This window comes from Pseudomonas sp. KH_017 (assembly GCF_057840285.1).
The window spans coordinates 4,312,413-4,338,493 of sequence record NZ_CM174509.1; the positions used below are offsets into that span (position 1 = coordinate 4,312,413).

Genomic DNA, 26,081 nt, shown 5'->3' on the forward strand with positions numbered 1-26,081 from the left:
CCATGGACCTCAATCAGGCCTACAACAACGTCGCCGCCGTGGGTAATTTTCCACAGATCATGCAGCGTTTTCGCCAGCGCAGTGCCCAGACCTATGCGAGCCACGCCTGGCAGCGTGACGTGGCGTATGGCAATGCCATGCGCGAGCGTTTCGACTGGTATGCCCAGGCGAATGTCGGGGCGTCGACACTGCTGTTCATTCATGGCGGTTACTGGCAGGCCTCGGACAAGGACGTCTACGCCTTTATCGCCGAGGGCCTGATCGAAGCGGGTTTCAATGTCGGGTTGCTGGAGTACACCCTGGCGCCCGAGGCGAGCATGGGCACCATCGTCGGCCAGATCGGCAAGGCACTGGACTACCTGCTGGCGCATCGCGAAGCCTTGAACATCGGTCAGCAGGTGGTCCTGTGCGGGCACTCGGCGGGTGGCCATCTGACCGCGCTGCATCGCCGGCATCCGCTGGTGACCCTGGCCATGCCGATCAGCGGCCTGATGGAGCTGGAACCCATCAGTCGCTGCTGGCTGAACGACAAGCTGCAACTGAGCGCAGAGGACATCGAGCGCTATAGCCCGCAAAGGCTGATCGGCGATGGCGCACCGTTGCTGGTGACCGTGGGCGGGGATGAGTTGCCGGAGTTGATTCGGCACTCGCGCGAATACGTCAGTGCCTGCCTTGAGGCCGGCCAAACCGCAAGCCTCGTCGAGCTTGCAGGGTGTCATCACTTCGCGGTTCTGGACGATCTGGCCAGGGTTGATGGCGAACACGTGCGGGCACTGTCGAAACACCTGCCCCCCCATTCCCTGTAGGAGCGAGCTTGCTCGCGATGAACCAGAGAACACCGCGGGGAATCAGGATCCCCGCGTCATCGTTGACAACCATCGCGAGCAAGCTCGCTCCTACAGGGTACGGGGTGCAGTATCCAGATTGCGCGCGGTGTTTTCAGGAAGTGAATCACTCTCGCCAGATGTGGATACCGGTTTGCCGTTTGCGGCTTTTTTGCCCCCCTCAAGCTTCATAAAGTGACTACGAATTCAGACAGGAATTGCGTATGTCCAGCCTCTCGCTCAGGGTCCAACAGATCGAGCCTCTGACCTCCAGAATCCGCCGCGTGCTGCTGGTGTCCAGCAACGTCCAGCCACTGCCGGGTTTCACCGCCGGGGCGCACCTCGAGTTGCATGTCCCAGGCAGTCGCGCTCAACGCCGTGCCTATTCGCTGGTCAACCTGCCCGACGGCGAACACTACGAAATCGCCGTCCAGCTCGAAGAGGCGAGTACAGGTGGATCGCGTTGGGTGCACTCGCTCAAGGTCGGCGATGAACTGCTGGCCGATGCGCCACGCAACCACTTCCCACTGTGTGAAAACTCCGAACATGCCCTGCTGATCGCCGGTGGCATCGGCATCACGCCCATGCTTGGCATGGCCAGGTCGCTGCAAGCGGCGGGCAAGCCCTTCACCCTGCACTACGCCGGTCGCGATGAAGCACAGATGGCTTATCTGCCAGAGGCCCGCGCCTGCCTGGACAACCATTGCTGGATCAGCGGCGGCGACCCGCAAAAGCGCTTTCCTGCCGCCGCGATCCTGGCCGCGCCAAGACCCGGCCTGCACCTCTACATCTGCGGCCCGAGCGCCATGCTCAACAGCGTGCTGGCCTGCGCTCGTGAACAGGGTTGGGCAGAAGATCACCTGCATTACGAACTGTTCAGCGGCGCCCTGGAAGTGGCCGGCGATCAAGGCTTTGAGGTGCACCTGCGCGAAAGCGGCGTGAACCTGCAAGTGGCCGCCGGGCAAAGCGTGCTGGAGGCCATGCTCCAGGCCGGCCTGGACCCGATGTTCGACTGCCGACGGGGTGACTGCGGGGTGTGCGTCGCCCAAGTCATCGGCGGTCAGCCCGATCACCGCGACATCTGCCTGTCGGAGCGCGACCGCGCCAGCGGCAGTTTCTGTACCTGTGTCTCCCGTGCCAGCAGCGCGCTGCTGGTGCTCGATCTGTGACAAGCCGAGGACATCCCGTGATACCGACCAACGAGCAAATCGCTGCCTTGATCCGCGAGGACAGCGTACACAAGAGCGTCTACACCGACCCGACCCTGTTCAAGCTGGAGATGGAGCGCATCTACGGCAACGCCTGGATCTACGTCGGCCATGAAAGCCAGGTCAAGAACCCCGGCGACTATCACACCACGCGCATCGGCGATCAGGACGTGATCATGGTGCGCGGCGCCAACCAGCAGGTCAGCGTGCTGTACAACCGCTGCCCGCACAAGGGCGCCAAACTGGTGGCCGACGGAGACGGCAGTGTCGGCAAATTCTTCCGCTGTCCGTACCACGCCTGGACCTTCAAACTCGACGGCCAGCATCTGTCGGCGCCGCTCAAGAGTGGTTTCGAAGGCACTTGCTACGACCCCAGGCATCCGGATTTTTCCATGGTCAGCGTCGCTCGCGTCGAGACGTATCGCGGCTTCGTGTTCGCCAGCCAGGCGGCGTTCGGACCGGACCTGAAAACATTTCTGGGCGGCGTCATCACCTCCATCGACAACCTGTGCGACCGCTCACCGGTCGGTGAAGTCGAGGTGGCCGGCGGTATCTTCCGTGTTCAGCAGCGCTCGAACTGGAAAGTGTTCTACGAGAACCTGCATGACACCATGCACGCCCGCGTGACCCACGAATCGTCGGTAGACGCTGCGCGTGGCGAAGCCGAAGCCATCGGTGAAATGCCCTTCGAACTGCTGATCATGGACGGTAACGGCGAACCCTACGACTTCTGGGAAAAGCTCGAACTGCGCGCCTACCACAACGGCCACGGCTACATGGAAGCGATCTTCGACCCGGCCGCCGCCGAGCGCGACGAGGTCTCCCGCGCCCACTTCGAATGCCTGAGCCAGGCCTACGGCGAGCTGCGTGCCAAGGAGATCCTGGGCATGAACCGCCACAACACGGTGATTTACGGCAGCGGATCGCCGCACACGGTGTTCATGCAATTCCGGGTCATTCGCCCGATCGCCGTGGACCAGACCATGGTCGAGATCCAGACCTTCCGCTGCAAGGGTGCTCCGGATGCCGTGTTCGACCGCGCGCTGACCTACGCCAACGTCATCAACTCGCCCTCCTCCAACGTGATGCCCGACGACGTCGAAGTCTATGCCCGCTGCCAGGAAGGCAACATGACCCGCGGTGGCGAGTGGATCAGCATGCACCGCTACGCGGGCACCGATAAGCCGCTGGAGGACGGCGCAGTGTCCACCAATGGCACCAGCGAACTGCCGATGCGCAACCAGTTCGCCGCCTGGAAACAGTTCATGACCGCCACCCTGATTGCCAAGGAAAGCACCCATGCTGCTTGACCGCCGAATCGACGTCGACACCCGCCAATTGACCCCTGCCCAGGTCCCTGCCGAGACCCTGCGCCAGATCGAACAGTTTCTTTATCAGGAGGCGCGCCTGCTGGATGAGCGGCGTTTCTGGGAGTGGGACAAGCTGTTCACCGACACCGGCATGTATTGGGTGCCGCACAAACACGAGCAAGCCAACCCGTTCGACCATATCTCGCTGTTCTGGGAAAACCGCATGCTGCGCGAAGTGCGGATCCGGCGGGTGGAAAACGCCCGCAACTGGTCCCAGCAACCGCAGACCCAAACCGCGCACCTGGTCGGCAACGTGATGGTCGAAGGTCTCGACGCCCTGGGCCTGCTGGTGGTCAGCGCCAGCTTCCAGTACAGCGAATGGCGCCTGGAACAACGCCAGCTCGCCGGTCGCTACACCTACAAGTTGGCCGCCCAGGACGGTGGTGGCTGGCAGATCCAGCTCAAGCGCGTGGACCTCATCAACTGCAACGATGTGTTCGCCAACCTTGAGGTGTTCGTGTGATGAACGCGCCGCTGGTGATCACCCTGCACTATCAGAACGACGTGTTGCACCCCGAGGGCAAGATTCGGGTCGGGCTGGGGGCCGATGACAGCGTGCGTTCCGCGCTGCTCGATGCTGCCGGTCGATTGCTCGCCGGCGCACGCGCCAAGGGCTGGCCGATCGTCCACGTGCGTGTGGCGTTCCGCCCGGACTACGCCGACCTTATCCAGAACGCGCCGATCCTGCGCACGGTCGCCGCCCTTGGCGCGGTCCGGGAAGGCAGTTGGGGCGCGGAGTTCCTCAGCGCTCTTGCCCCACTGAACAGCCGCCACGAGTTCGTCGTCACCCATAACCGGATCAATGCGTTTTATGGCTCACCGCTGGAAACCGTGGTGCGCCGGTTCAATCCCTCGCACTTGTTGATCGCCGGCGTGGCGACCCACTCGGTGGTGGAAAGCACCGTGCGCCATGCGGTGGATTGCGGTTTCGAGGTGACGGTCGCAGCGGATGCCTGCGCCAGCGCGGACAGCGGCGCACACGCGGCCTCACTGGCGAGCATGGCGCTGATCGCCCGTATCAGTCACGTCAACGAAGCTCTGGAGGACTTGTCATGATGCTCGAAGGCAAAGTGGCGATTGTGACCGGCAGCACCCAGGGGCTGGGTCTGGACATCGCTCGGCAGCTGTTGGCTGAGGGTGCCCGGGTGATGCTGGTGGGGCGCAACGCCGACAGTGGTCAGGCATTGGCGCAAGCGCTGGATTGCGGATTCTGCGCCTGCGATGTGGAGCGCGACGAAGACATAGACGCGTGCATCGCTGCCACGCTGGCCCGCTTCGGCAGGCTCGACATACTGGTCAACAACGCTTGCCTGTACGCCGATCAGGGGCTGGCCTCGGACCGCGCACAGTGGCTGAAAACCCTGAACGTCAATCTGGTATCGGCGGCCATCTTCACCCAGAAAGCCGCCGTGCACCTGCCCAGCGGTGGCGTGGTGATCAACATCGGCAGTACCGGCGGCAAATTCGGCGCAGCCGGGCGCGCGCTCTACCCCGCTTCCAAGGCCGGCATCCTGCAACTGACGAAAAACCTGGCCATGACCCTGGCCCCGGAGCAAATCCGAGTGCTGAGCGTATCCCCGGCCTGGACCTGGTCGCCCAGCGTCGCCGAGTTCAGCGATAACGATCCGCAGCTGGCCGATCGGGTCGGGGCGCCCTTTCATCCGCTCGGGCGCATCGGCCGGGGTCATGAGATCGGCAGCGTTGTGGCCTTTCTGTGCAGCGCCGGTGCCGGTTGGATGACCGGTGTCGATGTGCCAGTGGACGGCGGTTTTTCGATTCTCGGGCCAGACCGCGGCGTGTCGCCGCGCGTGTGGTTCCAACAACACCGTGACAGCCAATAAATCTGATAACCGAATGAGGTAGATGACATGGGCAAGATGATTGAGATCCGGGCAACGGACAGCAACGCCACGTTCAGCGGTTACCTGGCCCTGCCGGCCAGCGGCAAGGGCCCCGGGGTGGTGATCGGCCAAGAGATTTTCGGGATCAACGCCAACATGCGCGCCGTGGCCGATTTCTATGCCGAGGAAGGCTATGTAGCGCTGGTGCCTGACCTGTTCTGGCGCCTGCAACCGGGCATCGACCTGGGCTACACCGAAGCCGACTTTGCGCTGGCCATCGACCTGTTCCAGCGCCTGGATGTGGACAAGGCCGTCACTGACATCGACGCCAGTTTCAACGCCCTGCGTGCACGGCCTGAAGTCGAAGGCGCGGGCCTGGGTTATGTCGGCTTCTGCATGGGTGGCAAGCTGGCCTGGCTGACCGCCACGCGCACCGATGTGGCTTGCGCCGTCGGCTACTACGGTATGGGCATCGAACACCTGCTGCACGAATCGGAAAACCTCAAGGGCCGCCTGGTCCTGCATTTTGCCGAAAACGATGGCTACTGCGACGCCAGTGCCCGCACCCAAATCAGCCAACACCTGGCCGGCAACGACAAAGCCGAAGTCTACGTGTACCCAGGCGTCGACCACGCCTTCGCCCGGGCCGGGAGTTCACACTACGACAAACCAGCCTCGCTGATGGCCCATGAACGCAGCATCGCCGCCCTCAAGCGCGAGATCGGCCCCCACTTCAACCTGTCAGCCCTGTGGGAAGACCACATCCGCCACGAGTTCGAGACCCGCGACGTACCTGCCACCATGGCGACCATGGTCGCCGAGCCCTACGTCAACCATATTCCCACCATGACCGGCGGCGTCGGCGCCAGGGAACTCAGCCGCTTCTACCAACACCATTTTGTCCACGGCAATCCGCCGGACATGAAGCTCATCCCGATCTCGCGCACCATCGGCGCCTTGCAGATCGTCGACGAATTCATCATGTGCTTCACCCACAGCACCGAAATCGACTGGATGCTGCCCAACGTGGCACCGACCGGGAAGTACGTCGAGATTCCGATGCTGGGGGTGATCAAGTTCCGGGGGGACAAGCTGTACCACGAGCATATCTACTGGGATCAGGCCAGTGTGCTGGTGCAGATTGGCTTGTTGAACCCTGAAGGGCTCCCGGTGGCCGGGGTGGAAACGGCGAGAAAGCTGTTGGATGAACAACTGCCGTCCAATACGTTGATGGGGCGCTGGACGCAAAGCGAGCAATAGAGACCGCATGAATGCAAAAGGCCGATCTGTCATTCAACAGATCGGCCTTTTTTCATCCGTCTAAACGTCAGACATGCTCACTGCTTTTCGCATGCACCGCGCGTGGCTCGCCATGCTCGTGGTCCACCTCAACCACCGGAATTTCCTTGCCATCGCAGTCGTGAAGCTTTCCGTCGCTGAAGTAGTCCCCTTCACGCAACGCCGCCAGATCCTGATAACGCAGCACCCGCTCGGTACCGGCCGCAAACACCGACTGCTGGTCGGAGTTACCGGCAGTGAGGTGGTTGAAGGTCAGGTTCAGCACGATGGCCATGATCGCCGAAGAACTGATGCCCGAATGGAAAATGGTCGCGAACCAGCTCGGGAAGTGATCGTAGAAGCTGGGTGCCGCGATCGGGATCATGCCGAAGCCAATCGAGGTCGCGACAATGATCAGGTTGACGTTGTTGCGGTAGTCGACCTTGGACAAGGTCCGAATGCCGCTGGCCGCAACGGTACCGAACAGCACGATGCCGGCGCCACCCAATACGGAGGTCGGTACGGCGGCGATGACCCGGCCCATGAATGGCAGCAGGCCGAGGATCACCAGGAACAGACCGCCAGTGGCTACCACGTAGCGGCTCTTGATGCCGGTGACCGCCACCAGACCGACGTTCTGGGCGAAGGCGCTCTGGGTGAAGGATCCGAAGATCGGCGCGAACATGCTCGACAGCATGTCGGCGCGCAGACCGTTGCCCAGGCGTTTGGAGTCAACCTTGGTGCCGATGATCTCACCGACGGCCAGAATGTCCGCCGAGGTCTCCACCAGCGTCACCATCACCACGATGCACATCGACAGGATCGCAGCGAAGTGGAAGGTCGGCATGCCGAAGTGGAACGGCGTCGGGAAGCCGAACATCGGGCCCTGGGTTACGGACGAGAAATCCGCCATGCCGAGGAACACCGCGATGATCGTGCCGATCACCATCGCCAGCAGAATCGACAGGCGAGAGATGGTCGCACTGCCGATTTTGCTCAGCAGCAGCACCAGCACCAGCGTTACCGCCGCCAGACCGATGTTCGCCATGCTGCCGAAGTCCGGCGCATGACTGTTGCCACCCATGGCCCAGCGCGCGGCTACCGGCATCAGCGTCAAGCCGATGGTGGTAATCACGATGCCGGTCACCAGCGGCGGGAAGAACCTGGTGATGCGCGAGAACACCGGGGTTATCAGCAAACCGATCAGGGACGCTGCTATCACCGCCCCCAGCACCGACTGAAACCCGCCCTCCCCGCCACTGCTGACAATCGCCACCATGGTCGCGACGCCGGAGAAGGACACGCCCTGTACCAGCGGCAATTGACAACCAAAAAACGGTAAACCCAGGGTTTGCAGCAACGTTGCCAGCCCCCCCGCAAACAATGAAGCAGCAATCAACAAACCGATGTCCGCCGGCGAGAGCCCGGCCGCCTGGCCGATGATCAATGGCACCGCGACGATACCGCCATACATGGTCAGAACATGTTGCAGGCCATAAGCCATATTCGCGCCGATCCCAAGATTTTCGTCCTCGGGCCGTTGGTGTGAAACATGGGGCGTTTTCATGGAGGGGGTTCCCTGGTTTTTGTTATGCGCACACTGTATGCAATAGTCAGGACAACTGTCTATAGAGTTGTATACAACTTATCAGTCACAAAATGGATACTTGTCCATTTCCACCTGATACCCACCCTCCTGGCCCCGCCAAAAACCTTGAAATACATCCCTCGCCGCCCACACCCGCGCGCTGACTAGTCTTTTGAATTCCTGGCGACCATCGGTAAGGCCCGCCCCTTCTATATACATATAAAGTATGCATAATGAAGTCATTCGAAATTCAGTTCCACAAGGCCAAGAACGCAGCCAACAAACTCAAGCACCAAGGCATCAGCCTCGCAGAGACTGAACCGGTATTCCATGACGAACGAGCGCTGACCATCGAGGACAACCACCATGATGAACAACGCTGGATCACCCTGGGGCTGGATGCCAAAGGCCGATTGCTGGTCGTCGCGTACACCCACCGCGATCCGGATTTCGTTCGAATCATTTCCGCGCGCATCGCCACCAAAAGCGAGCGCCGTCAGTATCTGGAGGCATGACCGATGAAAGACGAATACGATTTCAGCAACGCCAGGCGCGGGGCCGTGGTGCCCGCCAAAGGCAAGACCCGCATTACCATCATGCTCGATGACGCCGTCATCGAAGCCGCCCGGGCCCTGGCAGAAAACGAGGGGTACGGCTACCAGACGGCGATCAACAATACCTTGCGCCGAGCCCTGCTCAACGAAGGCAAGACCACACACCTGAAACAAACCCTCACCCCAGCCGAACTCAAGGGCCTGGAGCAGAAACTGACAGAGGCCTTGCGCGAAATTCAACGGGTGATGGAGCCGGGTGTCCGGCCCTGAAACACCAAGGGCCGATCTATCGGATCAGCCCTTTGCGATGTCTACGATCAGCCAGCTATTGCGGCGCGGCGATCAATCGCTCCAGCGTCCGCGCCAATTGCGCCTGTTCCGGTACGCGAATGCCGAACTCGCTGCCCAGCAGGCCAATCAGTTCCTGCACATCCGTCACCTCCCGTCGCTCGCTGTCATGGCCAATCCGGTGAATCGCGAAGCTGCCATTGTTGAGCGTACGCCGCCAGCCCTCCCCGGTGCGCGCCACCATCAACTGCTTGACGAAAGACGACTCGGGGTGGGTCGAGACGTACCAGTTGCCCACCGCAAAATCGATATCTTCCTGGCGTTGCAGGTCGAAGATGTACATCGCTCGCCATTCGCCCGCAACGCTGGCGCGCAGGGTAAAGCCGTCGACGTGCAGGTCGATGCGATAAGGCTCGTGCGGGGTGGGTTGTTCGGCGCGGGTATCAAGCAACAGGGGCGCGGTCGGCACCATGCCGCCGAAGCCGACGTCGGTGATGTAGCGCACGTCATCGATGATGACCAGGCTCAGGCGATGGGTCCGGGCAGTCCAGGCGCCCTCCGGCTGGCCCATCACCACCCGGCCGCTGATGGCACGGGCGTCGAAACCCAAATCCTGAAGCAAGGCCAGGAACAGGTTGTTGAGTTCGTAGCAGTAACCGCCACGACCATCGTGCAAGACCTTCTGCTCGATGGACGGCAAGTCGATCAGCACCGGCTCGCCGGATAACGTGGTGAGGTTTTCAAACGGGAAAACGCCGGTATGGCGCAATTGCAGTTGGCGCAAGGTTTCCAGGGTCGGTGCAGGAGGTGCATCGAAACCCAGGCGTCGCAGATACAAAGCACGGTCGGTCAGGCGTGGCTCGCTCATCGTTCAATCCTTTTGCACGCAAGCGGCGGATTGCTCCGCCAGTGGCCGCTATGTATACGGGATCAAGCACTGTCGCCGACAATTGATTTAGCCAATCGCCTTGTGCGGATAATGCGCGCAGGCTATTGACGGTGAACGAAGCGATCCGCAACTTCTTCCTGAACGGGCACTCCTAAGGATGAGGTGCCTCCCCCCACTGCGGCCCAGTGCCGGTTACGCTCAAGTCCGCGCCACTCGTCATCCGGTCGGCACCCACCGCGTGCCCCTTCACACCAACATCAGGTAACGACTCATCCCAGGAGACGACCATGATGAACATCAGAATGACTTCGCTGCTCTTGGCCGGATGGTTGTCGGCAACATCCCTGGCCACCTTTGCAGCGTCCGGCGATAGCCCTGGCGCGCCCGGTACGGCACCCGGCGCAACCCGCAACTCAACCTTGCTGCCAGACAACAACCGACCCAGTGACCCCTCGGGCAACAACCGCAGCAGTCGCGGCCCCAGCACGTCAAGCGGCAGTACTGGCGTCAATGGTCCGGGCAGTGGCGCGGGCGGTGGCACCGGTGCGCCCGGTGGCGGAACCGGCGGTGCTGGCGGCGGAACGGGTAGCTGGACAGGTAAAAGCCGCCAATGACCTGCAGTCATTGGCCGCTTTTTGTCGCCTGAGGCTTACATCGGCTTGACCGCCGGCGGGTTCCATTTGCCATTCAGTACCTCGGCTTTCGGGCCGTACAAACGCATGGTCAGGTTGAACGGCCCCTTGGGTGCCGGCAGCCAGTTGGTCTCCAGGTCCTTGCCGGGGCTTTCATTCTGGAAATAGAGGTCCAGCGAGCCGTCGGCGTTGTCCTTGAACGGCATCCAGCTACTGACCGCAAAACGATTGAGTGAGTTGGCGACCTGGAACCCTTCCGGGTCATACAGGGTGATCGACCAGAAGGCGTTCACCGGCGGCGCCTCGCCCTTGTTGAAATGCAGCACGTACTTGTTTGCACCCTCGAGCGGCTTGCCGTTGCTGTCGCCGATGTTCAGCGGATAGATCGCGTCCTCGGGCAGGTTGGCGCCGAGCCCCATCTGCGTAACGATGGCGCGCTTGAGGTAGTAGTTGCCGTAGACGCCCATGGTGTCGGTGTTCATCGACCAGCCATTGACCTCCCGCGCCAGGGTCGGCACTTTCCAGGTCATCAAGGCCTGCGCATCCTGGGGCACCCTTTGCAACGCCGCCTGGATTTGCGGGTCCAGAGCGTCCATGTTGAACGGCTTGCCAGCTTCGATGCCGATCCGTTTGATCTGCGCCAGCATCGGCTGGTCGGTGCTGTGCGGCGGGTTCACCTTCAGCAGTTCGGCAGCGTAAGTGAAGTAATTGGCGGCTGACATGGAATCGACCTGAATCTTCGGCGGCGTTTTCATGTCCACCGCCGGGTCGACTTTCACAGTGACGACTTCAGGTTCCTTACCCAACCGGGACAACGGCGTCACCGTGTAGCCGGCCTGGATCTTGTGCACCGCCGCGTAATCCGCCGCGCCGTCGGTCTTGGTGCGGCCGATGACCCAGACAAAGGGCGTTGGCGCCGGCAGGTGACTCATCCCGGCGGGCACCGTGCCGGTCCACCCTGGCGGCGTCACCAGAAATTGCCCGGCCTCGGTGCCTGTGGTGCGCCAGCCCGGCGAAGCGAACACGTCAGTCCACATATCCAGCATCGGTAACAGGTAGAAACGCCCGTCGGTATCGGGCGCGGCGATCACCAGCGGTTCCTTGTTCAAGTCCAGCCAGGCAATCGAATACAAGGTGTCGAAATTGGAACGCACCACCCCTTTGAAATCGGCAGGCGGGTACTGCGGCACACTCACAAACATGTTCATCGGGCCTTTGCCGAACTCCTTGCCCGGCTCGATATTGGTGAATTGCTTGCGGGTAATGTCCATGCTCAGCAGCGGGTAAAAATAGATGTAGGCATCCACGCCGATCGCGTGAGCTTCTTCGGCGGTGATTTTCGATTGCGCGTGGCTGGCCAGCGGGAAAATGGCAGCGGCTGCGACGGTCAGAGCAACGGCTGTCAATGTTGGAGGTAGCAACATGTTGGCGATCGTCCGTGCGAGGGGGAGCCTGTCGGGTTCGGCAGCGCTAACGGAACTCTAGACGATCAATTCAGCCAGGCCCGGGAGACGGACCACCGGCAGCAAAAGCACTTCAACGGTCGGAACGCATCAACGCCTCGACGCCGCCGGCCATCGACAACGTTGCCACGCGGTTTCGCCCCGAATGCTTGGCCTGATACAACGCCGCATCCGCCCGCTCGACGAACACGTCCATGCTGTCACGCCCCGACGGCACAAACGAATAGCAACCCAGACTGACCGTCACGTAACCGTTGGGCGAGCCGGTGTGATTGATGTGCTTGTCGATGACGCTACGGCGGATCTGCTCGGCAATCGTCATGGCGCCGTGGATGTCGGTGTCCGGCAGCAGCACCGCAAACTCCTCACCGCCGTAACGCACCGCCAGATCGGCCTTGCGGTGGCAACAACTCTTCAACGCGCGTGCCACTTCGGCCAGGCAGTGATCCCCCACCACGTGGCCGTAGGTGTCGTTGTAGCGCTTGAAGTAATCGATATCGAGCATGATCAGGCTCAAAGGGCTGGCCTGCCTGGCGCCGCGCCCGAACTCGATGCCCAGCGCCCGCTCGAACAGTCGGCGGTTGGCCAGCCCGGTCAGGCTGTCGTGGGTGGCGATCAGCTCCAGCGCTTGCTGGGCCCTGCGCAAATCCGACTCGACCCGCTCGCCAACACGCACCTGATGCAGGAACACCCACCCGAACAACCCCACGCCCAGCAACACCAGGGCAACGATGAGACTGGAGCGAAACGCCGTGTCGTACCAGCCTGCAAGAATGGCATCAGTGGACGACGCAGCGGCGACCACCAGCGGATACGCCTCTAGCTGTCGGTAGCCGTACATGCGAGTCACACCATCGATGGTGGACGTGAACAGCGCATTGCCGGAGGTGGCCAGTGGCAGGAACTTCTGGAAAATCTCGCCCTGGGCCAGCGACACGCCGATCTGCGCCTCTACAAAAGGTCGACGCGCCAGCAGCGTGCCATCGGTCAAGCCGAGAAACATCGAGCCGTTGTCGTCGAGGCTGAAACTTTTGAAGAACTGGTCGAAGTACGACATCTTGATGCCGGCCAGCAACACGCCCTGGAAATGCCCGTTCCTGTCGTTGACCCGCTTGGAAATCGGAATGATCCACTCACCGTTTTCCCGACTGCGGATGGCCGGGCCGATATGCGCCACCGACGATACGTTCTGCTGGTGGTACTTGAAGTACTCGCGATCCGCGACCCCGGCCCCCCGGGGCAGGTTTTCAAACGAGGTCACTACCCACTGGCCCTTCTGGTCGAACAGCAGGATGCCGTGCAACTGACCCAGCGCCAGCACCCGCCGGGCGAAAGTCTGCTGCAAGCGTGGCCGTTGGTCCGGGCCGAAACCGTCTTCCTGAATCCAGTCCACCAGACTGGTCAGCACCAGGTCGGCCTTCATGAAGGTGTCTTCGGCTTGCTGCGCCATGGCCCGCGTCAGGTTCGAAGACGCCACTTGCGCCACGCTCAGGTCATGGCGACGGGACTGTTCCAGTTGCAGGTAGAGCAAACCGCACAGGCACAGACACACCGTGGCAATGAACAATACCGCGGCCTTGCGCAGCGGTATGCGTTTCAATGCGACGCCAGGGGCGTGGTCCGGGTCGTTAAAGCGAGTGGGCAAAAAGTCATCCTGTCAGGGGCAAGGCATGGGCAACAACCCAACGCCTCAGTCTTCGGGGGGCGTAGTTTACGGGGTTATCCAGGACAAATGGGTGGCCACTTGCCCAGCGGTATCACTCCTGCCCGGCCTGCGCTGCAAACATGACCCAGGGCAAGCGCTGCCTGTGCGTCAACGAGCTACGATTAGACAGACCTCAACACAGGGAATCGACATGAGCAAAGCAGACGAACTCGCCGCAAAATTGAAACAGACACGGCTGACCAGCGCGGATCAGGCGATCGATGGCTGGCCGGGCCAGGTCTACGAACTGTATCAACGGATAGAGGCCTGGCTGCTGCCCTTGACCGAAGCGGGTCTGGTCCTGCGGCGCAACCCCACCCACGTGTTCGAGAGTCACCCCGATGGCGACGCTTACGACTACGCCATCGACCAGTTGGTGATTAGCGGCAACGAGCACAGCATTACCTTTGACCCGGTTGCACGCTTCACCGCCGATGGCGAGGGGCGGGTCGAGGTCCACACAACAGGCAACGAACTCGCCCTGTTGCGCACCGTGGACGAGCACGGTGAAACACACTGGTGGCTACAAACGATCGAGCAGGCCACCGCGCAGCTGGACGCGGTGGCGCTGACGGAAAGCGATCTGCTGGCAGTGGTGCAACAAGGGCTGGCGCTTTAAAAAGGGTACCCACCGCAAATCCTGTGGGAGCGGGCTTGCTCGCGAAGGCGTCGTGTCAATCGCCTCAGGGTGCGCTGACACACCGCTTTCGCGAGCAAGCCCGCTCCCACAATGCCCGGTGTTATTCGTTACTGCTTGCTCTGCCCCGTCACCACCAATGGTATCTCTGCGAGACGCAAGTCCAGGGCCGGCAACTTCGTAGGCTGACTCAAGCCCTGCAGTACCCTGGCATCGTAATCATAAATGTCGGGCTTGAACGTCACCCGCCCGTCATTGCTCAGGTCCACGGTCCAGTAAGCCAACAACACCGGCACTTTCACCGGCAGCAGGACGTTCTCGGTCCTGCCATTGGCCAACTGCTTCTGGATGCCGGCGCTGTTCCAGCGCACCGGGTCGTTGAACAACAGCTCGACCAGTTGCAAGGGGTTTTCCACGCGGATGCAGCCTGAACTGGTGGCCCGGACCGTTTTGGCAAACAGCTCGCGGTGCGGGGTGTCATGCAGGTAAATCGCATAGTCATTGGGAAAACGGATCACCACCTGCCCCAGCGAACTGTCAGGCCCGGCATCCTGACGCAGATGGATGCCCCGCGGGTTGCTCCAGTCAACGTCCGACGGGTCGAGCACATTGCCTTCGCGATCAAGCACGCGAATCCGGTTGGCCGCCAGATAGCCCGGATCGTTCTGGACTTTTGGAATCACGTCCTGCTTGAGGATGGTCGGCGGCACGGTCCAGGTCGGGTTGAACGTGATGTAGGTGATTTCGGCCTGGAACACCGGCGTACTGCGCACCGGTTTACCGACTTGCACCCGCGAACGCCAGATCGGCAGACCGTCGCGGTACATCGCCACCTTGTAGCCGGCGATATCGACGATCACGAACGTGCCCTGAAGCTTGTACAACAGCCAGCGGGCGCGCTCCATGTTGACCCGCACCTGATCGATCCGCGCCTCGACCGGCACGTTCAGCGCCGCCAGCGTCGCCGCCCCCGCCACGCCATCGACCCCCAGGTATTGCTCGGTCTGATACTTCTTCACCGCGGCAATGACCTTGTCGTCGTAACCGGCTTTTTTCGACAGGTGTGCATCCAGGTAACCGCCCGCCACCAGGCGCGCACGCAATTGTGCGACCGCCACCCCGTCCATGCCGGGCTTGAGCGATTGCCCTTCGGTCACTTTCGGCCAGCCGCCCGCAGCGTGCACCTGGCGCAACCGGGCCAGGCCTTCACGCAAATTGCGGTAAATCTCTTCCTGAGGCGGTGCATCGGCGAATGCACGCGCCACGTCGTGGGCATCGAGGGCGGCAAACAGATTGTTCATGTCCTCGTGGGCATCGCCGCCGGCAGGATCGAAATTCCAGTGAATGTCCAGCCGCGACGGATCGACTTTACCCTGTCGCAGTTGCAGCAGCGCGGTGATGAACGTGCGGGTCGCCGCCATGTCGAACATCGCCCGTTGCGCCGTGGAAGGCACGGCGGCCAGCAGCGATTCATGGGCTTGCGCCAGTTCGGTGATGCGGAAATCCGCCGGATTCAGGCCGTCGATCCGGGTGTCTTCAAGGCTCTTGAGCAACTGGGCCACATCACGATCATCCGTCCACGCGGCGCGATAGTTGCGATGCATATAGAAATCCAGCACCACCCGGCCGACATCCACACGCTGATGGCGCCTGGAGGTGAGCAACGGCGGAAAGGCCGACCGCAGCGGTTCCAGCGTCGCCTGAATCGCATGGCCGACCGCATCGCCGGGCACTGCGGCATCGATTGTGCTGCTCGCCACAGATACCGGCTCAATCGGCGAAGTTTGCCCAAACGCCGCACCGCTGATCAGAAAGCCCATAAAAAACATGCGGCTTATGACGAATGACCTTGTTAACTGCACCATGGATAATCCTTAATCCCCCGTTTCAAACGACTGGCTTTCCGCTAGCTGCTAGCTAGACTCGAAATTATCATGATGAGACCCGACTATGGCGCTAAACCGCTTTGGCCTTTTATTTGCCATTTTACTGACGTGCCTTTCAGTAACGTCAGCCTACGCCGATTCGCTTGAAAACGCGCTGGTCAAAGCAGCACCCGGCGCCGACGCCAAAGTGATTGCCCTGGCCGTTCGCGCCACCCAATGCAGCCGCGCCCAAGGTGTCGCCCCCGCCCAAAGACTGGCGGTGATCGATTACTCCCTGCCCTCGACCGAACAACGCCTGTGGGTCTTTGATCTTAAGCGACGCAAGTTGCTGTTTCACGAACTGGTCGCCCATGGCCGCAACAGCGGTGAAAACATGGCCACGCTGTTCTCCAACCGCAACGAAAGCCACGCCACCAGCCTCGGCCTGTTCCGCACCCAGCAAAGCTACCGCGGCCAGAACGGTTACTCGTTGCGCATGGAAGGCCTGGAGCCCGGCTTCAACGATAACGCCTTTGACCGAGCCATCGTCATTCACGGCGCGCCCTATGTCAGCCCGGTGCTGGCCCGCGCCAATGGCCGCATCGGCCGCAGCCTGGGTTGCCCGGCCGTCAGGCCCGCGATTGCCCATCGGCTGATTGACTCGATGAAGGACGGGCAGTTGTTGTTTTCCTACTACCCGGACCAACGCTGGCTGAAGTCCTCCTCCTACATCAACTGCGGCGGCGACACCGTGGCTTCAAGGGAAAAGTCCACTTCAAGCCAGAAAACGACGCCCAACCTGTCAAAACTGTAATCTTCGCCTCAGCCTGCTGAAAGCACCGCCCGCTAGACTCGTCGACAAGTTCAACAGGCTGACGGGCGGAACACACGGCATGCACTCCCACACTTCAAGACGCACCTTCGTCAAAAGCCTGGCCATCGGCGGGCTCTTCGGCGGCCTCGGGTTATGGCGCACGCCGGTCTGGGCGATCAGCAGTCCCGGCGAACCGCAGGTGTTGGCCGGTAATGATTTCGAGCTGTACATCGGCGAATCCCCGGTCAACTTCAGCGGCAGCCCACGCACCGCGATGAGCATCAACGGCGGCATCCCCGGCCCGCTGCTGCGCTGGCGTGAAGGCGATACGGTGACACTGCGGGTGCGCAACAAACTCAAGGACAGCACGTCCATTCACTGGCACGGCATCTTGCTGCCGGCCAACATGGACGGCGTGCCGGGGCTGAGCTTCAAGGGCATCGAGCCGGGCGGCATGTACGTCTACCAGTTCACCGTGCGGCAGAACGGCACCTACTGGTATCACAGCCATTCGGGGTTTCAGGAGCAATCCGGCGTCTACGGCCCGCTGGTGATCGACGCCAAAGACCCGGAGCCGTTCCAGTACGACCGCGACTACGTGGTGATGCTCAGCGACTGGACCGACGAAGACCCGGTCGGCCTGATGAAGACCCTGAAAAAACAGTCCGATTACTACAACTTCAACAAGCGCACCGTGGGCGACTTCATCCACGACGTCAGCGAAAAAGGCTGGGGGCCGACCGTCGCCGACCGCAAGATGTGGGCCGAGATGAAGATGAACCCCACCGACCTGGCGGACGTCGGCGGCGCCACCTACACCTACCTGTTGAACGGCCAGGCGCCGAATTCGAACTGGACCGGGGTGTTCCGCCCAGGGGAAAAGCTGCGGCTGCGTTTCATCAACGGCTCGGCCATGACCTACTTCGACGTGCGCATCCCCGGCCTGAAAATGACCGTGGTCGCCGCCGATGGACTGCACGTCAAACCGGTGAGCGTCGACGAGTTTCGCATCGCCGTGGCGGAAACCTTCGACGTTATCGTCGAGCCCACCGAAGCGGCCTACACTCTGTTCGCCCAGGCGATGGATCGCACCGGATACGCACGCGGCACCCTGGCGGTGAAGGCGGGACAGGTTGCGCCACTGCCGCCACTGGACCCGCGCCCCCTGGTGACCATGGATGACATGGGCATGGGCGGCATGGACCACGGCAGCATGGCGGGCATGGATCACAGCAACATGGCCATGGGTGACATGCCCGGCATGCAGTCCCACCCGGCCTCGGAAACCGACAACCCGCTGGTGGACATGCAAGCCATGTCCACCTCACCGAAACTCGACGACCCCGGCATGGGCCTGCGCAACAACGGTCGCCGCGTGCTCACCTATTCCGACCTGCGCAGCACCTTCGAAGACCCGGACGGCCGCGAGCCTGGCCGCACCATTGAGCTGCACCTGACCGGGCACATGGAAAAATTCGCCTGGTCGTTCAACGGCGTGAAGTTCTCCGATGCAGAGCCGCTGCGCCTCAAGTACGGCGAGCGGCTGCGGATCGTGCTGGTCAACGACACGATGATGATGCACCCCATCCACCTGCACGGAATGTGGAGCGACCTCGAAGACGAGAACGGCCAGTTCATGGTGCGCAAACACACCATCGACATGCCACCCGGCTCCCGGCGCAGCTATCGGGTCACAGCCGACGCGCTCGGCCGCTGGGCCTATCACTGCCATCTCCTGTACCACATGGAAATGGGCATGTTCCGTGAAGTTCGCGTGGAAGAATGAGGCGCACCCCATGATTCGATTCACCCCGTTTTTTTTGGCCCTCGCGACCTCGACGGCGATGGCCGCCAGCGATGACATGCAAGGCATGGATCACAGCCAGATGGACCACGGCCAGATGCAAGGCATGGACCACACCCAGATGCAAGGCATGGAAGACGGCCAGATGCAGCCCGCCGCCCCCAGCGAAAGCCGCACGCCGATCCCGGTGCTGACCGATGCCGATCGCGCGGCGGTGTATGCCGATCCCGCCGGTCACCACGTACACGACAGCACGCTCAATTCATTTTTCCTCGCCGACAAACTCGAGTGGCAGGACGCCGATGACGGCAGCACCCTGGCCTGGGATTTGTCCGGTTGGGTCGGTGGTGACATTGATCGCCTGTGGCTGCGCTCCGAAGGCGAACGCAGCAACGGCGTGACCGAGGACGCGGAAATCCAGGCCCTGTGGGGCCACGCCATTTCCCCGTGGTGGGACGTCGTCAGCGGCGTGCGCCAGGACTTCAAACCCGGCGCCCCGCAAACCTGGGCCGCGTTCGGCGTGCAGGGCATGGCGCTGTACAACTTCGAGGCCGAAGCCACGGCCTTCATCGGCGAAGGCGGCCAGAGCGCCGTGCGGCTGGAGGGCGACTACGACATCCTGCTGACCAATCGGCTGATCCTGCAGCCGACCGTCGAGGTCAATGCCTACGGCAAAAACGACCCGCAACGGGGCATCGGCGCCGGGCTGTCCAACACCGAGGCGGGTTTGCGCCTGCGCTACGAAATCCGCCGGGAATTCGCGCCCTACCTCGGCGTGACCTGGAACCGCACCTACGGCAACACCGCCGACTACGCCAACGACGAAGGCGAGGACCGCAGCGAAACCCGCCTCGTGCTCGGTGTTCGGCTGTGGTTCTGAACAGACTCACCTCAAACCAACAACAACCGCTTCAAGCGGTAAAGGACCTTGCATGCGCATCTTCAAACCCACCGCTATCGCAATCGCGTTGCTCAGCGGCCTGCTTGTCAGCACCCTCGCTCAAGCGCACCCCAAACTACTCTCTTCCACCCCGGCGGAAGGCGCAGAAGGTGCATCACCCGACAAGATCGAACTGCACTTTTCCGAAAACCTCGTCACCCAGTTTTCCGGCGCCAAACTGCTGATGACCGAAATGGCCGGCATGGCCCACGCACCGATGCCGGTCAAGGCCAAGGTCAGCGGCGGCAGCGATCCGAAAACCATGTTCATCACCCCGACAACCCCCTTGACTGCCGGCACTTACAAGGTCGAATGGCGCGCGGTGTCGTCGGACACCCACCCGATCACCGGCAACGTCACCTTCAAAGTGAAATGATCGATGAGCGACTCGGCCAACGTCGTGCTGCGGTTTGTGTTGTATGTGGATTTGATGCTGTTGTTTGGCGTGGCGCTGTTCGGGCTCTACAGCTTCAAGGGACAGGAACGGCTATCCGGCACCGTGTTGCCCTTTCGCCGATTGTTGACGGCAACAGCCGGGCTCGGCGCGCTGCTGTCCATCGCCGGCATGGTGCTGATGGTCCGCGCCATGAGCGGCGAATCAGACGTTACCGAGTTGCGCCCTCACCTCGAGATGATGCTGTTCGAGACAGACGTCGGGTTGGCCTGTGCTGTACGGATGATTGCGTTAGCGGTCGCGTGTTTGGCGTTGATGCTCAACCCACGCGCACCCGGCATCAGCCTGGTGATCGCCGCCACGGCCGGCGGCATCGCTCTCGCCAGCCTGGCCTGGAGCGGGCATGGCGCCATGGACGAAGGCAGTCGCCGTTTCTGGCACTTTACTGCGGACATCCTGCACCTGTTGGCGGCGGGCGCCTGGCTCGGCGCGCTGCTGGCGTTTGCCTTGATGGCGCAAACCCGGACCCTGCAAACCGAAGCCCACATACGGTTGCTGGCTCGTGCGGTCAAGCGATTCGAACCTGTCGGTGCGCTGATCGTTGTGATCATCACCGTGACGGGCGTGGTGAACTACCTGTTCATCGTCGGGCCGAAACTCGATGAGGTTTTACTCAGCCACTACGGAATTCTGCTGGCGATCAAGGTGCTGCTGTTTGCCGGGATGCTGGTGTTGGCGGCGTTGAACCGCTTTCATCTTGGTCCCTTGCTGGAGCAGTCGTTGCGAAAGGGCCAGTATCGCGCGGCAGCCCACGCACTTCGGCGCAGTGTGGTAGTGGAAATGGTCGCGGCGGTATTGATTGTGGGGTTGGTGGCGTGGTTGGGGACGTTGAGCCCGGAAGTGGAAATGAGCAATCTTTAGGCTGCGTTGATTTTTCACACCGGTGAAAGTTTCACTACACTCCCCTTCAAAACCACTCCAGCACAAAAGCCCGATAACAATGACGAAAATCAAAAGAGCAATGATGCTCGGCGGCTTGCTCGCACTCTCCCTTGGCGCCCAGGCAGAACCGTCGCACCTGGACAGCGTCATGCAACAGGGACAACTGCGCGTTTGCACCACCGGCGACTACAAGCCCTACACCCTCAAAACCGAGGACGGCGAGCATTCCGGCATCGACATCGCCATGGCCCGCGCCCTGGCCGACAGCCTTGGCGTCAAGGTCGAGTGGGTGCCCACCACCTGGAAAACCCTGATGCCCGACATGCTCGCCGGCAAGTGCGACATCGCCATGGGCGGCATCTCGGTCACCCTGGAACGGCAGAAAAAAGCCTTCTTCAGCAGCATCCTGGACGTCGACGGCAAAATCCCGTTGGTGCGTTGCGAAGACCAGGCGCTGTACCAGACCGTCGAACAGATCAACCAACCCTCGGTTCGCCTGGTCGAACCCGCCGGCGGCACCAACGAGGCGTTTGTCCACGCCCACCTGCCCAAGGCGCAACTGCAACTGCACGACAACGTAAGCATCTTTCAGGAACTGCTGGATAAAAAAGCCGACGTAATGATCACCGACGCCTCGGAGGCGCTGTATCAGCAGAAGCTCAAGCCGGGCCTATGCGCGGTCAACCCCACGCACTACCTGCAATACGGCGAAAAAGCCTACTTGCTGCCCCGCGACGACATCACCTGGAAGCTGTACGTCGATCAGTGGCTGCACCTGGCCAAGGCGACGGGCAACTACCAGAAGATCCTGCGCCAATGGCTGGCGGTGCCTGACGCCAAGTAACGGATCGTTTTTGCTCACAAAAAAAGGGCGCTCCCAAAGGAGCGCCCTTTTTCATTGCGGATCGCGTATCAATCGTCGTGCAGCAAACCTGAACTGTATTCGCCGAAGCTATTGCCGAGCGCACTGCCATGGAAATTCATCTTGTCGGGGTTGCTGTTGGTCGGCCCCGGGCCAAAGCCGCCCGGCTGCACCGAGTCGGTCGAATAATCGCTATGAGAGCTCACACCCGAACAGGCGCTCAACAACAAAGCACCAGCCATCAGCGAAACTTTGACGAGGTTTGCGATCATTTTTTTATTCCTGTGGGTTGAGGCGCGGGGACGTGACCTTTGGCGGTCATCCTATGCTTCGTCTGTGCCGGACAACGTGAAACTTTTTGGGGTGACAGCGTTGGTTCAGGAACCGTGTGCACCTGGCGATATCTCACCCCCCAACACCTTGCGGATCGACATTGTCCAATGCTCGATTCACCAACAACTCCCCCACCACCGCCAGTTGCTGAATCGACAGCGCCAAACTGCGGGTTGAACCTTCGAGCTTGCAAGCCAGGTCAGTGGTCAAGACGTTCAACGATGCAAGAGTTTCGCAGGCGTGACACAGGAGCGTTTCAGTATCGACGTTGGGAAGAATGGTGAACACATGGCAGACGGGATCAGCGTGATTCGGGTTTCGCAGACGTTTACTGACAACCCGCTGAGAGTCAGCGGATAGTTGAGCAAGATCGAGAGAATCGGAAGCCATTGCGGTTTCCGGAGGGTCAGGCGTTATCTTTTTCATCGTTTTCGTTCCTAGAATTAACCAAAGGAACTGCCAGCATCACTTCCACATGATGGGGTGGCAGCTGTGCACGGGTGTGGAAGACCGGGGATCTAGGAACCCAGCGCACCCGAAAGTGCCCCGCGCACAGCCGCCATAATTTAACAGCAGACATGAAAAAAGCGCCTGCTTAAATTTAGGTGGCGCCCTGTGCGCCTAGATCCTGTGAAGGGCTTCCACACCCTTGTCGCTGAATTTGCAGCGACGGAGGGAGGTTAGCCGGGTGATCAGAGGGAGGGCAATATGGGCAATGGGGACGCGACTTGAGGGAAATCTCCTACTTTTTCGTGATGTTATCAACGCAATACCCAGCACCTGCCCAATCGTCCTGAGGCATGCCCAAGCCCCATTAGCCCAAACTCCCCTTGCCTTGCGGATCGACATTGTCCAATGTTCGATTCACTAACAACTCCCCCACCACAGCCAGTTGCTGAATCGACAACGCCAGACTGAAGACCACTACACCCCGAACAGATTGAAAACGAGAGGTAAAGTTTCCAGCACCGTGACACCTCTCCCCCCTTAGCTTAAAATCCGCGCCCTTAACCGACCTATCAACTTGCTTCGTTCGGTGCCCTGTACACAGTTGTCCGACGCTTGGCTGCTGGTAGAGCCTGATGGCCCACTTTACATGAGCAGTAATGTAGTTCCTGTGTTCGGTGGCCGGTTCCCTGAGGATTACCAATCGATAGGCATATGGCATACCACCCCCGCTGCACGTGATGCCAAGTAGCAAACAACAACTCTACAAGCCTGTAAAATCCAGACAGGACGCGTTAGCAGCATGCGTCATCGCACAATCGAATGATCAGGATGAGGCTCAAGGTGATTGATAAAACCGTCTCAGTAAGCTTGGTGGTACCCGTTTATAAAAGCGCAAGTACGCTCCCGCAATTTTACGAGCGCGCGCGCGCGACTCTTGATCAGATTTGCGACGACTGGGAGATTATTCTTGTCGATGACGCGAGCCCGGACCAGACGTGGCTTGCCGCTCTGGCACTGCACGAACAAGACCGCAGAGTCAAAGTCGTTCGCTTCGCGAAGAACAAGGGGCAACAACATGCTACGTTGTGCGGCATCGGCTATGCCTGCAAACGCTATGTCGTGACAATCGACGATGACCTGCAGTGCTTCCCAGAAGACCTCCCACTGTTTATTGATCAACTTCAAGCCGGCAAGCATGTCGTCATCGGAAAGATCCCGCTGGCTGAAAAACAGCACAGCGCCTGGCGCAACATTGCTTCGCGCATCAACCAGAAACTGGTTAGCAAGGTCATGGGCAAACCGACCGGTTTCAGCCTCTCGAGCTACAGGGCCATGAGTCAACAAGTGGCTAGACAGCTCGCCAGATACCAGGGTTCACACCCACATATCGCCGCGATGCTTTTTAATTCGGTGCCCGTCAGCATGATGGCGAACGTGAGCATTCGCCACGCGCCGCGCGCTGATGGCGGCCCGAGCACTTACACCCTTGGCAAGATGTTCAAAACGCTTTCGTTCCTTATCGTCAATTACTCCCTGTTGCCACTTCGCTACGTGTCGATCTGGGGCTTTTTGGTCAGCGCGTCGAGCATTTTATTCGCTATGTATGTTCTGCTGCGCACCCTCCTGACCGATCAAATAGTGCCAGGCTGGGCATCGCTGGCGATCTTGCTGTCATTCCTCGCCGGTAACATCCTTCTGGCACTAGGTGTGCAAGGCGAGTACCTCGGAAGACTGGTCGAAAATGCAACCCACCTTAGTCAATTCCCCATTATTGAAGAGCATGTGGAGTAAAGATGACATCCGCTTACCGCGTCGTGGATTATTTCCCTGCTGAACACATTTTAAACAATGGGGTCTTTGCACACCTCGACGAAATCGATGCGCAAACACCAGGCGCACTGGTGTACTGTCAGAATTTGCACTATTTGCAAAAGGCTTTGGCTACGCCCAACGTCGCGTGTGTCCTGTGCCCCGAAAGTTTAAAAAATGAAGAATTAGCGACTGAAAAATCAATTGTATTCTGTGCCGACCCACGCACCTCTTTTTTCCGCCTCTACAACCGCTTGAGTGAAGAGACAAAGTGCGCAACTGCGCAGTCACCGAGCATCGGCGACAATTGCACCCTGCACCCCAGCGCCGTTATCTCGCCACTGGCCACACTGGGTAACAATGTCGAAATTTCAGCAAATGCGGTGATCGAAGGCCCTGTCGAGATCGGAGACAATGTCTACATCGGTTCAAATGCCGTTGTAGGCGCCGAGGGCTTGATCACGCTACGCAACGACAACGGCACGCTGATGGTGGTTAAACATCAGGGCGGTGTACGCATTGAATCGGGTTGCCAGATACTTGCTGGCGCAGTAATCGCGAGGTCCTTGTTCCAGCAGCCGACAACCATCAGAGAAAATTGCCAGATCGGCATCATGACCAACATTGGTCATGGCGCCGTGATTGGCAAGAACTCTGTGATTTCTGGCAATACCGTTATTGCAGGACGCACACGCCTGGGGGCCGGCGCATGGGTTGGCGCCTCTTGCTCCATCGCACAGGGCCTTGTGATTGGCGACGCGGTACAAATAAAAATGGGCTCGGTTGTCATCAGCGACATCGCGCCAAACAGCGTCGTTTCTGGAAACTTCGCAATCAATCACAGGGCTAACATGACAGCCCACCTCAGGAAACAAAAGTGATGCACTTCACCGAGCTATCACTGGGATTCAAAGGCGAACGAACCTACATACACGGGTCCGACATGCTCAATGCCACGATGCAGGCCATCACTCGCCATGCGCCGCACGCACGGATCGAAAAGCTGGACTTCAGAATCAGTAGAATGACCAACCACCTACTCACCTGTCACTGGTGGCCGAGAGCAACCCCTCGATCATTGCCAGGTGAGGCTGTCGCTACCTTCACCTTTCAACTCGATGGCATTGATCATGAAGGCAAATTGATTCAAGGCGAAGGTTGCGCCGATACACGACGTGCTTACGACGAGTCGCTGGTTGAAAAACAATGTGTTTTCACACCCGCCCATCGGTCAGTGAGCCTGACGACCATGCCAGATGACTTCTCTCCGATCGAAGTGCTGGTATCCATGAACAAGGCACTGCTTCTCAAGGAATTGAGCATACCCAGTGGCAGCCAGTGGGTTTTCTGTCGCTGGGAAAGCCCGAAGTGGCCGCCGTGTTCTGACTTGAGCGGGGTAGGGCTGACACTTGAGCAGACACTGGGCACTCGATTGACCCGTAGTCGCATTGAGCTCAATGCAGAACATATCGGTACGCTCTACTTCAGCGCCCTCAAGGTCGAGTAGCCTACCGCTGGCACACGAACCTTGCAGTAAGGCGAGGTGCCAGTTCAGCGAAGCTTATGGCTCGACGATCAACACTACACGCCT

27 protein-coding genes and 1 pseudogene are annotated in these 26,081 nt (G+C 60.4%); 20 read left to right on the top strand and 8 right to left on the bottom strand.

The window, feature by feature from the left end:
• Nucleotides 1-2: 2 nt before the first annotated feature.
• The 7 genes from AC3IT6_RS19640 to AC3IT6_RS19670 all read left to right on the top strand — a co-directional run bounded on the left by AC3IT6_RS19640 (nt 3) and on the right by AC3IT6_RS19670 (nt 6,503).
• Nucleotides 3-806: an alpha/beta hydrolase gene (locus AC3IT6_RS19640; RefSeq protein ID WP_489352123.1), complete on the top strand. Its 804-nt coding sequence runs from the start codon at nt 3-5 to the stop codon at nt 804-806.
• 242 nt (nt 807-1,048) lie between these two features.
• Nucleotides 1,049-1,993, top strand: a complete 945-nt coding sequence (locus tag AC3IT6_RS19645; protein ID WP_489352125.1) for a PDR/VanB family oxidoreductase — start codon at nt 1,049-1,051, stop codon at nt 1,991-1,993.
• 17 nt (nt 1,994-2,010) lie between these two features.
• Entirely contained in the window at nt 2,011-3,342 is a 1,332-nt protein-coding gene (locus AC3IT6_RS19650; protein ID WP_489352127.1) for an aromatic ring-hydroxylating dioxygenase subunit alpha, read from the top strand.
• Nucleotides 3,332-3,865, top strand: a complete 534-nt coding sequence (locus tag AC3IT6_RS19655; protein WP_489352129.1) for an aromatic-ring-hydroxylating dioxygenase subunit beta — start codon at nt 3,332-3,334, stop codon at nt 3,863-3,865. Before AC3IT6_RS19650 ends, AC3IT6_RS19655 begins: the two co-directional genes overlap by 11 nt.
• Nucleotides 3,865-4,458 carry a cysteine hydrolase family protein gene (locus tag AC3IT6_RS19660; RefSeq protein ID WP_223448380.1) on the top strand — a complete coding sequence of 198 codons (594 nt, stop codon included), beginning with the start codon at nt 3,865-3,867 and terminating at the stop codon, nt 4,456-4,458. The genes AC3IT6_RS19655 and AC3IT6_RS19660 overlap by 1 nt, the downstream gene beginning before the upstream one ends.
• Nucleotides 4,455-5,243, top strand: a complete 789-nt coding sequence (locus tag AC3IT6_RS19665) for an SDR family oxidoreductase (RefSeq protein WP_150755161.1) — start codon at nt 4,455-4,457, stop codon at nt 5,241-5,243. Before AC3IT6_RS19660 ends, AC3IT6_RS19665 begins: the two co-directional genes overlap by 4 nt.
• Before the next feature lie 27 nt (nt 5,244-5,270).
• Nucleotides 5,271-6,503, top strand: coding sequence for a dienelactone hydrolase family protein (locus AC3IT6_RS19670; RefSeq protein ID WP_489352132.1), 1,233 nt, complete (start codon nt 5,271-5,273; stop codon nt 6,501-6,503).
• Between the two features lie 67 nt (nt 6,504-6,570).
• Here the strand turns inward: AC3IT6_RS19670 and AC3IT6_RS19675 are convergent, their stop codons facing one another.
• Nucleotides 6,571-8,088, bottom strand: a complete 1,518-nt coding sequence (locus AC3IT6_RS19675) for a nucleobase:cation symporter-2 family protein (protein WP_458370003.1) — start codon at nt 8,086-8,088, stop codon at nt 6,571-6,573.
• Nucleotides 8,089-8,342: 254 nt separating this feature from the next.
• Between AC3IT6_RS19675 and AC3IT6_RS19680 the strand changes: the two genes are divergently transcribed.
• On the top strand, nt 8,343-8,624 hold the full coding sequence (locus AC3IT6_RS19680; protein WP_150755163.1) for a BrnT family toxin: 282 nt from the start codon (nt 8,343-8,345) through the stop codon (nt 8,622-8,624).
• A gap of 3 nt (nt 8,625-8,627) precedes the next feature.
• Entirely contained in the window at nt 8,628-8,933 is a 306-nt protein-coding gene (locus AC3IT6_RS19685) for a BrnA antitoxin family protein (protein WP_489352135.1), read from the top strand.
• Between the two features lie 55 nt (nt 8,934-8,988).
• On the opposite strand, the gene AC3IT6_RS19690 is transcribed toward AC3IT6_RS19685, so the two are convergent.
• Nucleotides 8,989-9,819 carry an arylamine N-acetyltransferase family protein gene (locus AC3IT6_RS19690; RefSeq protein WP_489352138.1) on the bottom strand — a complete coding sequence of 277 codons (831 nt, stop codon included), beginning with the start codon at nt 9,817-9,819 and terminating at the stop codon, nt 8,989-8,991.
• A 308-nt stretch (nt 9,820-10,127) separates the two neighbouring features.
• On the opposite strand from AC3IT6_RS19690, the gene AC3IT6_RS19695 reads away from it, so the two are divergent.
• A complete protein-coding gene (locus tag AC3IT6_RS19695) occupies nt 10,128-10,454 on the top strand; it encodes a hypothetical protein (protein WP_489352140.1) in 327 nt (108 codons plus the stop codon).
• 35 nt (nt 10,455-10,489) lie between these two features.
• Here the strand turns inward: AC3IT6_RS19695 and AC3IT6_RS19700 are convergent, their stop codons facing one another.
• Complete coding sequence (locus AC3IT6_RS19700; protein WP_489352142.1) at nt 10,490-11,896, bottom strand: DUF1254 domain-containing protein; 1,407 nt, start codon at nt 11,894-11,896, stop codon at nt 10,490-10,492.
• Between the two features lie 112 nt (nt 11,897-12,008).
• A complete protein-coding gene (locus tag AC3IT6_RS19705; protein ID WP_489352144.1) occupies nt 12,009-13,580 on the bottom strand; it encodes a sensor domain-containing diguanylate cyclase in 1,572 nt (523 codons plus the stop codon).
• Between the two features lie 211 nt (nt 13,581-13,791).
• Here AC3IT6_RS19705 and AC3IT6_RS19710 point away from each other — a divergent pair, with 211 nt between their 5' ends.
• On the top strand, nt 13,792-14,259 hold the full coding sequence (locus AC3IT6_RS19710; RefSeq protein WP_489352146.1) for a hypothetical protein: 468 nt from the start codon (nt 13,792-13,794) through the stop codon (nt 14,257-14,259).
• Between the two features lie 128 nt (nt 14,260-14,387).
• Here the strand turns inward: AC3IT6_RS19710 and AC3IT6_RS19715 are convergent, their stop codons facing one another.
• Nucleotides 14,388-16,142, bottom strand: a complete 1,755-nt coding sequence (locus tag AC3IT6_RS19715; protein ID WP_489352148.1) for a L,D-transpeptidase family protein — start codon at nt 16,140-16,142, stop codon at nt 14,388-14,390.
• 85 nt (nt 16,143-16,227) lie between these two features.
• Here AC3IT6_RS19715 and AC3IT6_RS19720 point away from each other — a divergent pair, with 85 nt between their 5' ends.
• The 6 genes from AC3IT6_RS19720 to AC3IT6_RS19745 all read left to right on the top strand — a co-directional run bounded on the left by AC3IT6_RS19720 (nt 16,228) and on the right by AC3IT6_RS19745 (nt 21,880).
• Entirely contained in the window at nt 16,228-16,956 is a 729-nt protein-coding gene (locus AC3IT6_RS19720; RefSeq protein ID WP_489319099.1) for a murein L,D-transpeptidase catalytic domain family protein, read from the top strand.
• 79 nt (nt 16,957-17,035) lie between these two features.
• Nucleotides 17,036-18,742 (top strand): copper resistance system multicopper oxidase, encoded by a 1,707-nt coding sequence (locus AC3IT6_RS19725; RefSeq protein WP_489352150.1) that lies wholly within the window; start codon nt 17,036-17,038, stop codon nt 18,740-18,742.
• A gap of 10 nt (nt 18,743-18,752) precedes the next feature.
• Nucleotides 18,753-19,640, top strand: a complete 888-nt coding sequence (locus AC3IT6_RS19730; protein ID WP_489352152.1) for a copper resistance protein B — start codon at nt 18,753-18,755, stop codon at nt 19,638-19,640.
• Between the two features lie 52 nt (nt 19,641-19,692).
• On the top strand, nt 19,693-20,076 hold the full coding sequence (copC, locus tag AC3IT6_RS19735; protein WP_489352154.1) for a copper homeostasis periplasmic binding protein CopC: 384 nt from the start codon (nt 19,693-19,695) through the stop codon (nt 20,074-20,076).
• A gap of 3 nt (nt 20,077-20,079) precedes the next feature.
• Nucleotides 20,080-21,015: a copper homeostasis membrane protein CopD gene (gene copD / locus AC3IT6_RS19740; RefSeq protein WP_489352156.1), complete on the top strand. Its 936-nt coding sequence runs from the start codon at nt 20,080-20,082 to the stop codon at nt 21,013-21,015.
• A 103-nt stretch (nt 21,016-21,118) separates the two neighbouring features.
• On the top strand, nt 21,119-21,880 hold the full coding sequence (locus AC3IT6_RS19745; RefSeq protein WP_489356618.1) for a transporter substrate-binding domain-containing protein: 762 nt from the start codon (nt 21,119-21,121) through the stop codon (nt 21,878-21,880).
• Between the two features lie 68 nt (nt 21,881-21,948).
• Here AC3IT6_RS19745 and AC3IT6_RS19750 read toward each other — a convergent pair whose 3' ends face one another.
• The 3 genes and pseudogenes from AC3IT6_RS19750 to AC3IT6_RS19760 all read right to left on the bottom strand — a co-directional run.
• Nucleotides 21,949-22,170 carry a hypothetical protein gene (locus tag AC3IT6_RS19750; protein ID WP_489352158.1) on the bottom strand — a complete coding sequence of 74 codons (222 nt, stop codon included), beginning with the start codon at nt 22,168-22,170 and terminating at the stop codon, nt 21,949-21,951.
• Nucleotides 22,171-22,303: 133 nt separating this feature from the next.
• Nucleotides 22,304-22,657 (bottom strand): DUF6124 family protein, encoded by a 354-nt coding sequence (locus AC3IT6_RS19755; protein ID WP_489352160.1) that lies wholly within the window; start codon nt 22,655-22,657, stop codon nt 22,304-22,306.
• A gap of 388 nt (nt 22,658-23,045) precedes the next feature.
• A pseudogene (locus AC3IT6_RS19760) lies at nt 23,046-23,147 on the bottom strand (DUF6124 family protein); the annotation flags it as partial.
• 374 nt (nt 23,148-23,521) lie between these two features.
• Between AC3IT6_RS19760 and AC3IT6_RS19765 the strand changes: the two are divergent.
• From AC3IT6_RS19765 to AC3IT6_RS19775, 3 genes are read left to right on the top strand one after another with little or no spacing between them, the layout of a single operon-like run.
• On the top strand, nt 23,522-24,472 hold the full coding sequence (locus AC3IT6_RS19765) for a glycosyltransferase family 2 protein (RefSeq protein ID WP_489352162.1): 951 nt from the start codon (nt 23,522-23,524) through the stop codon (nt 24,470-24,472).
• Between the two features lie 2 nt (nt 24,473-24,474).
• On the top strand, nt 24,475-25,371 hold the full coding sequence (locus AC3IT6_RS19770; protein WP_489352164.1) for a DapH/DapD/GlmU-related protein: 897 nt from the start codon (nt 24,475-24,477) through the stop codon (nt 25,369-25,371).
• Nucleotides 25,368-25,997 carry a hypothetical protein gene (locus AC3IT6_RS19775; RefSeq protein WP_489352166.1) on the top strand — a complete coding sequence of 210 codons (630 nt, stop codon included), beginning with the start codon at nt 25,368-25,370 and terminating at the stop codon, nt 25,995-25,997. Before AC3IT6_RS19770 ends, AC3IT6_RS19775 begins: the two co-directional genes overlap by 4 nt.
• The last annotated feature ends 84 nt before the right edge of the window (nt 25,998-26,081 follow it).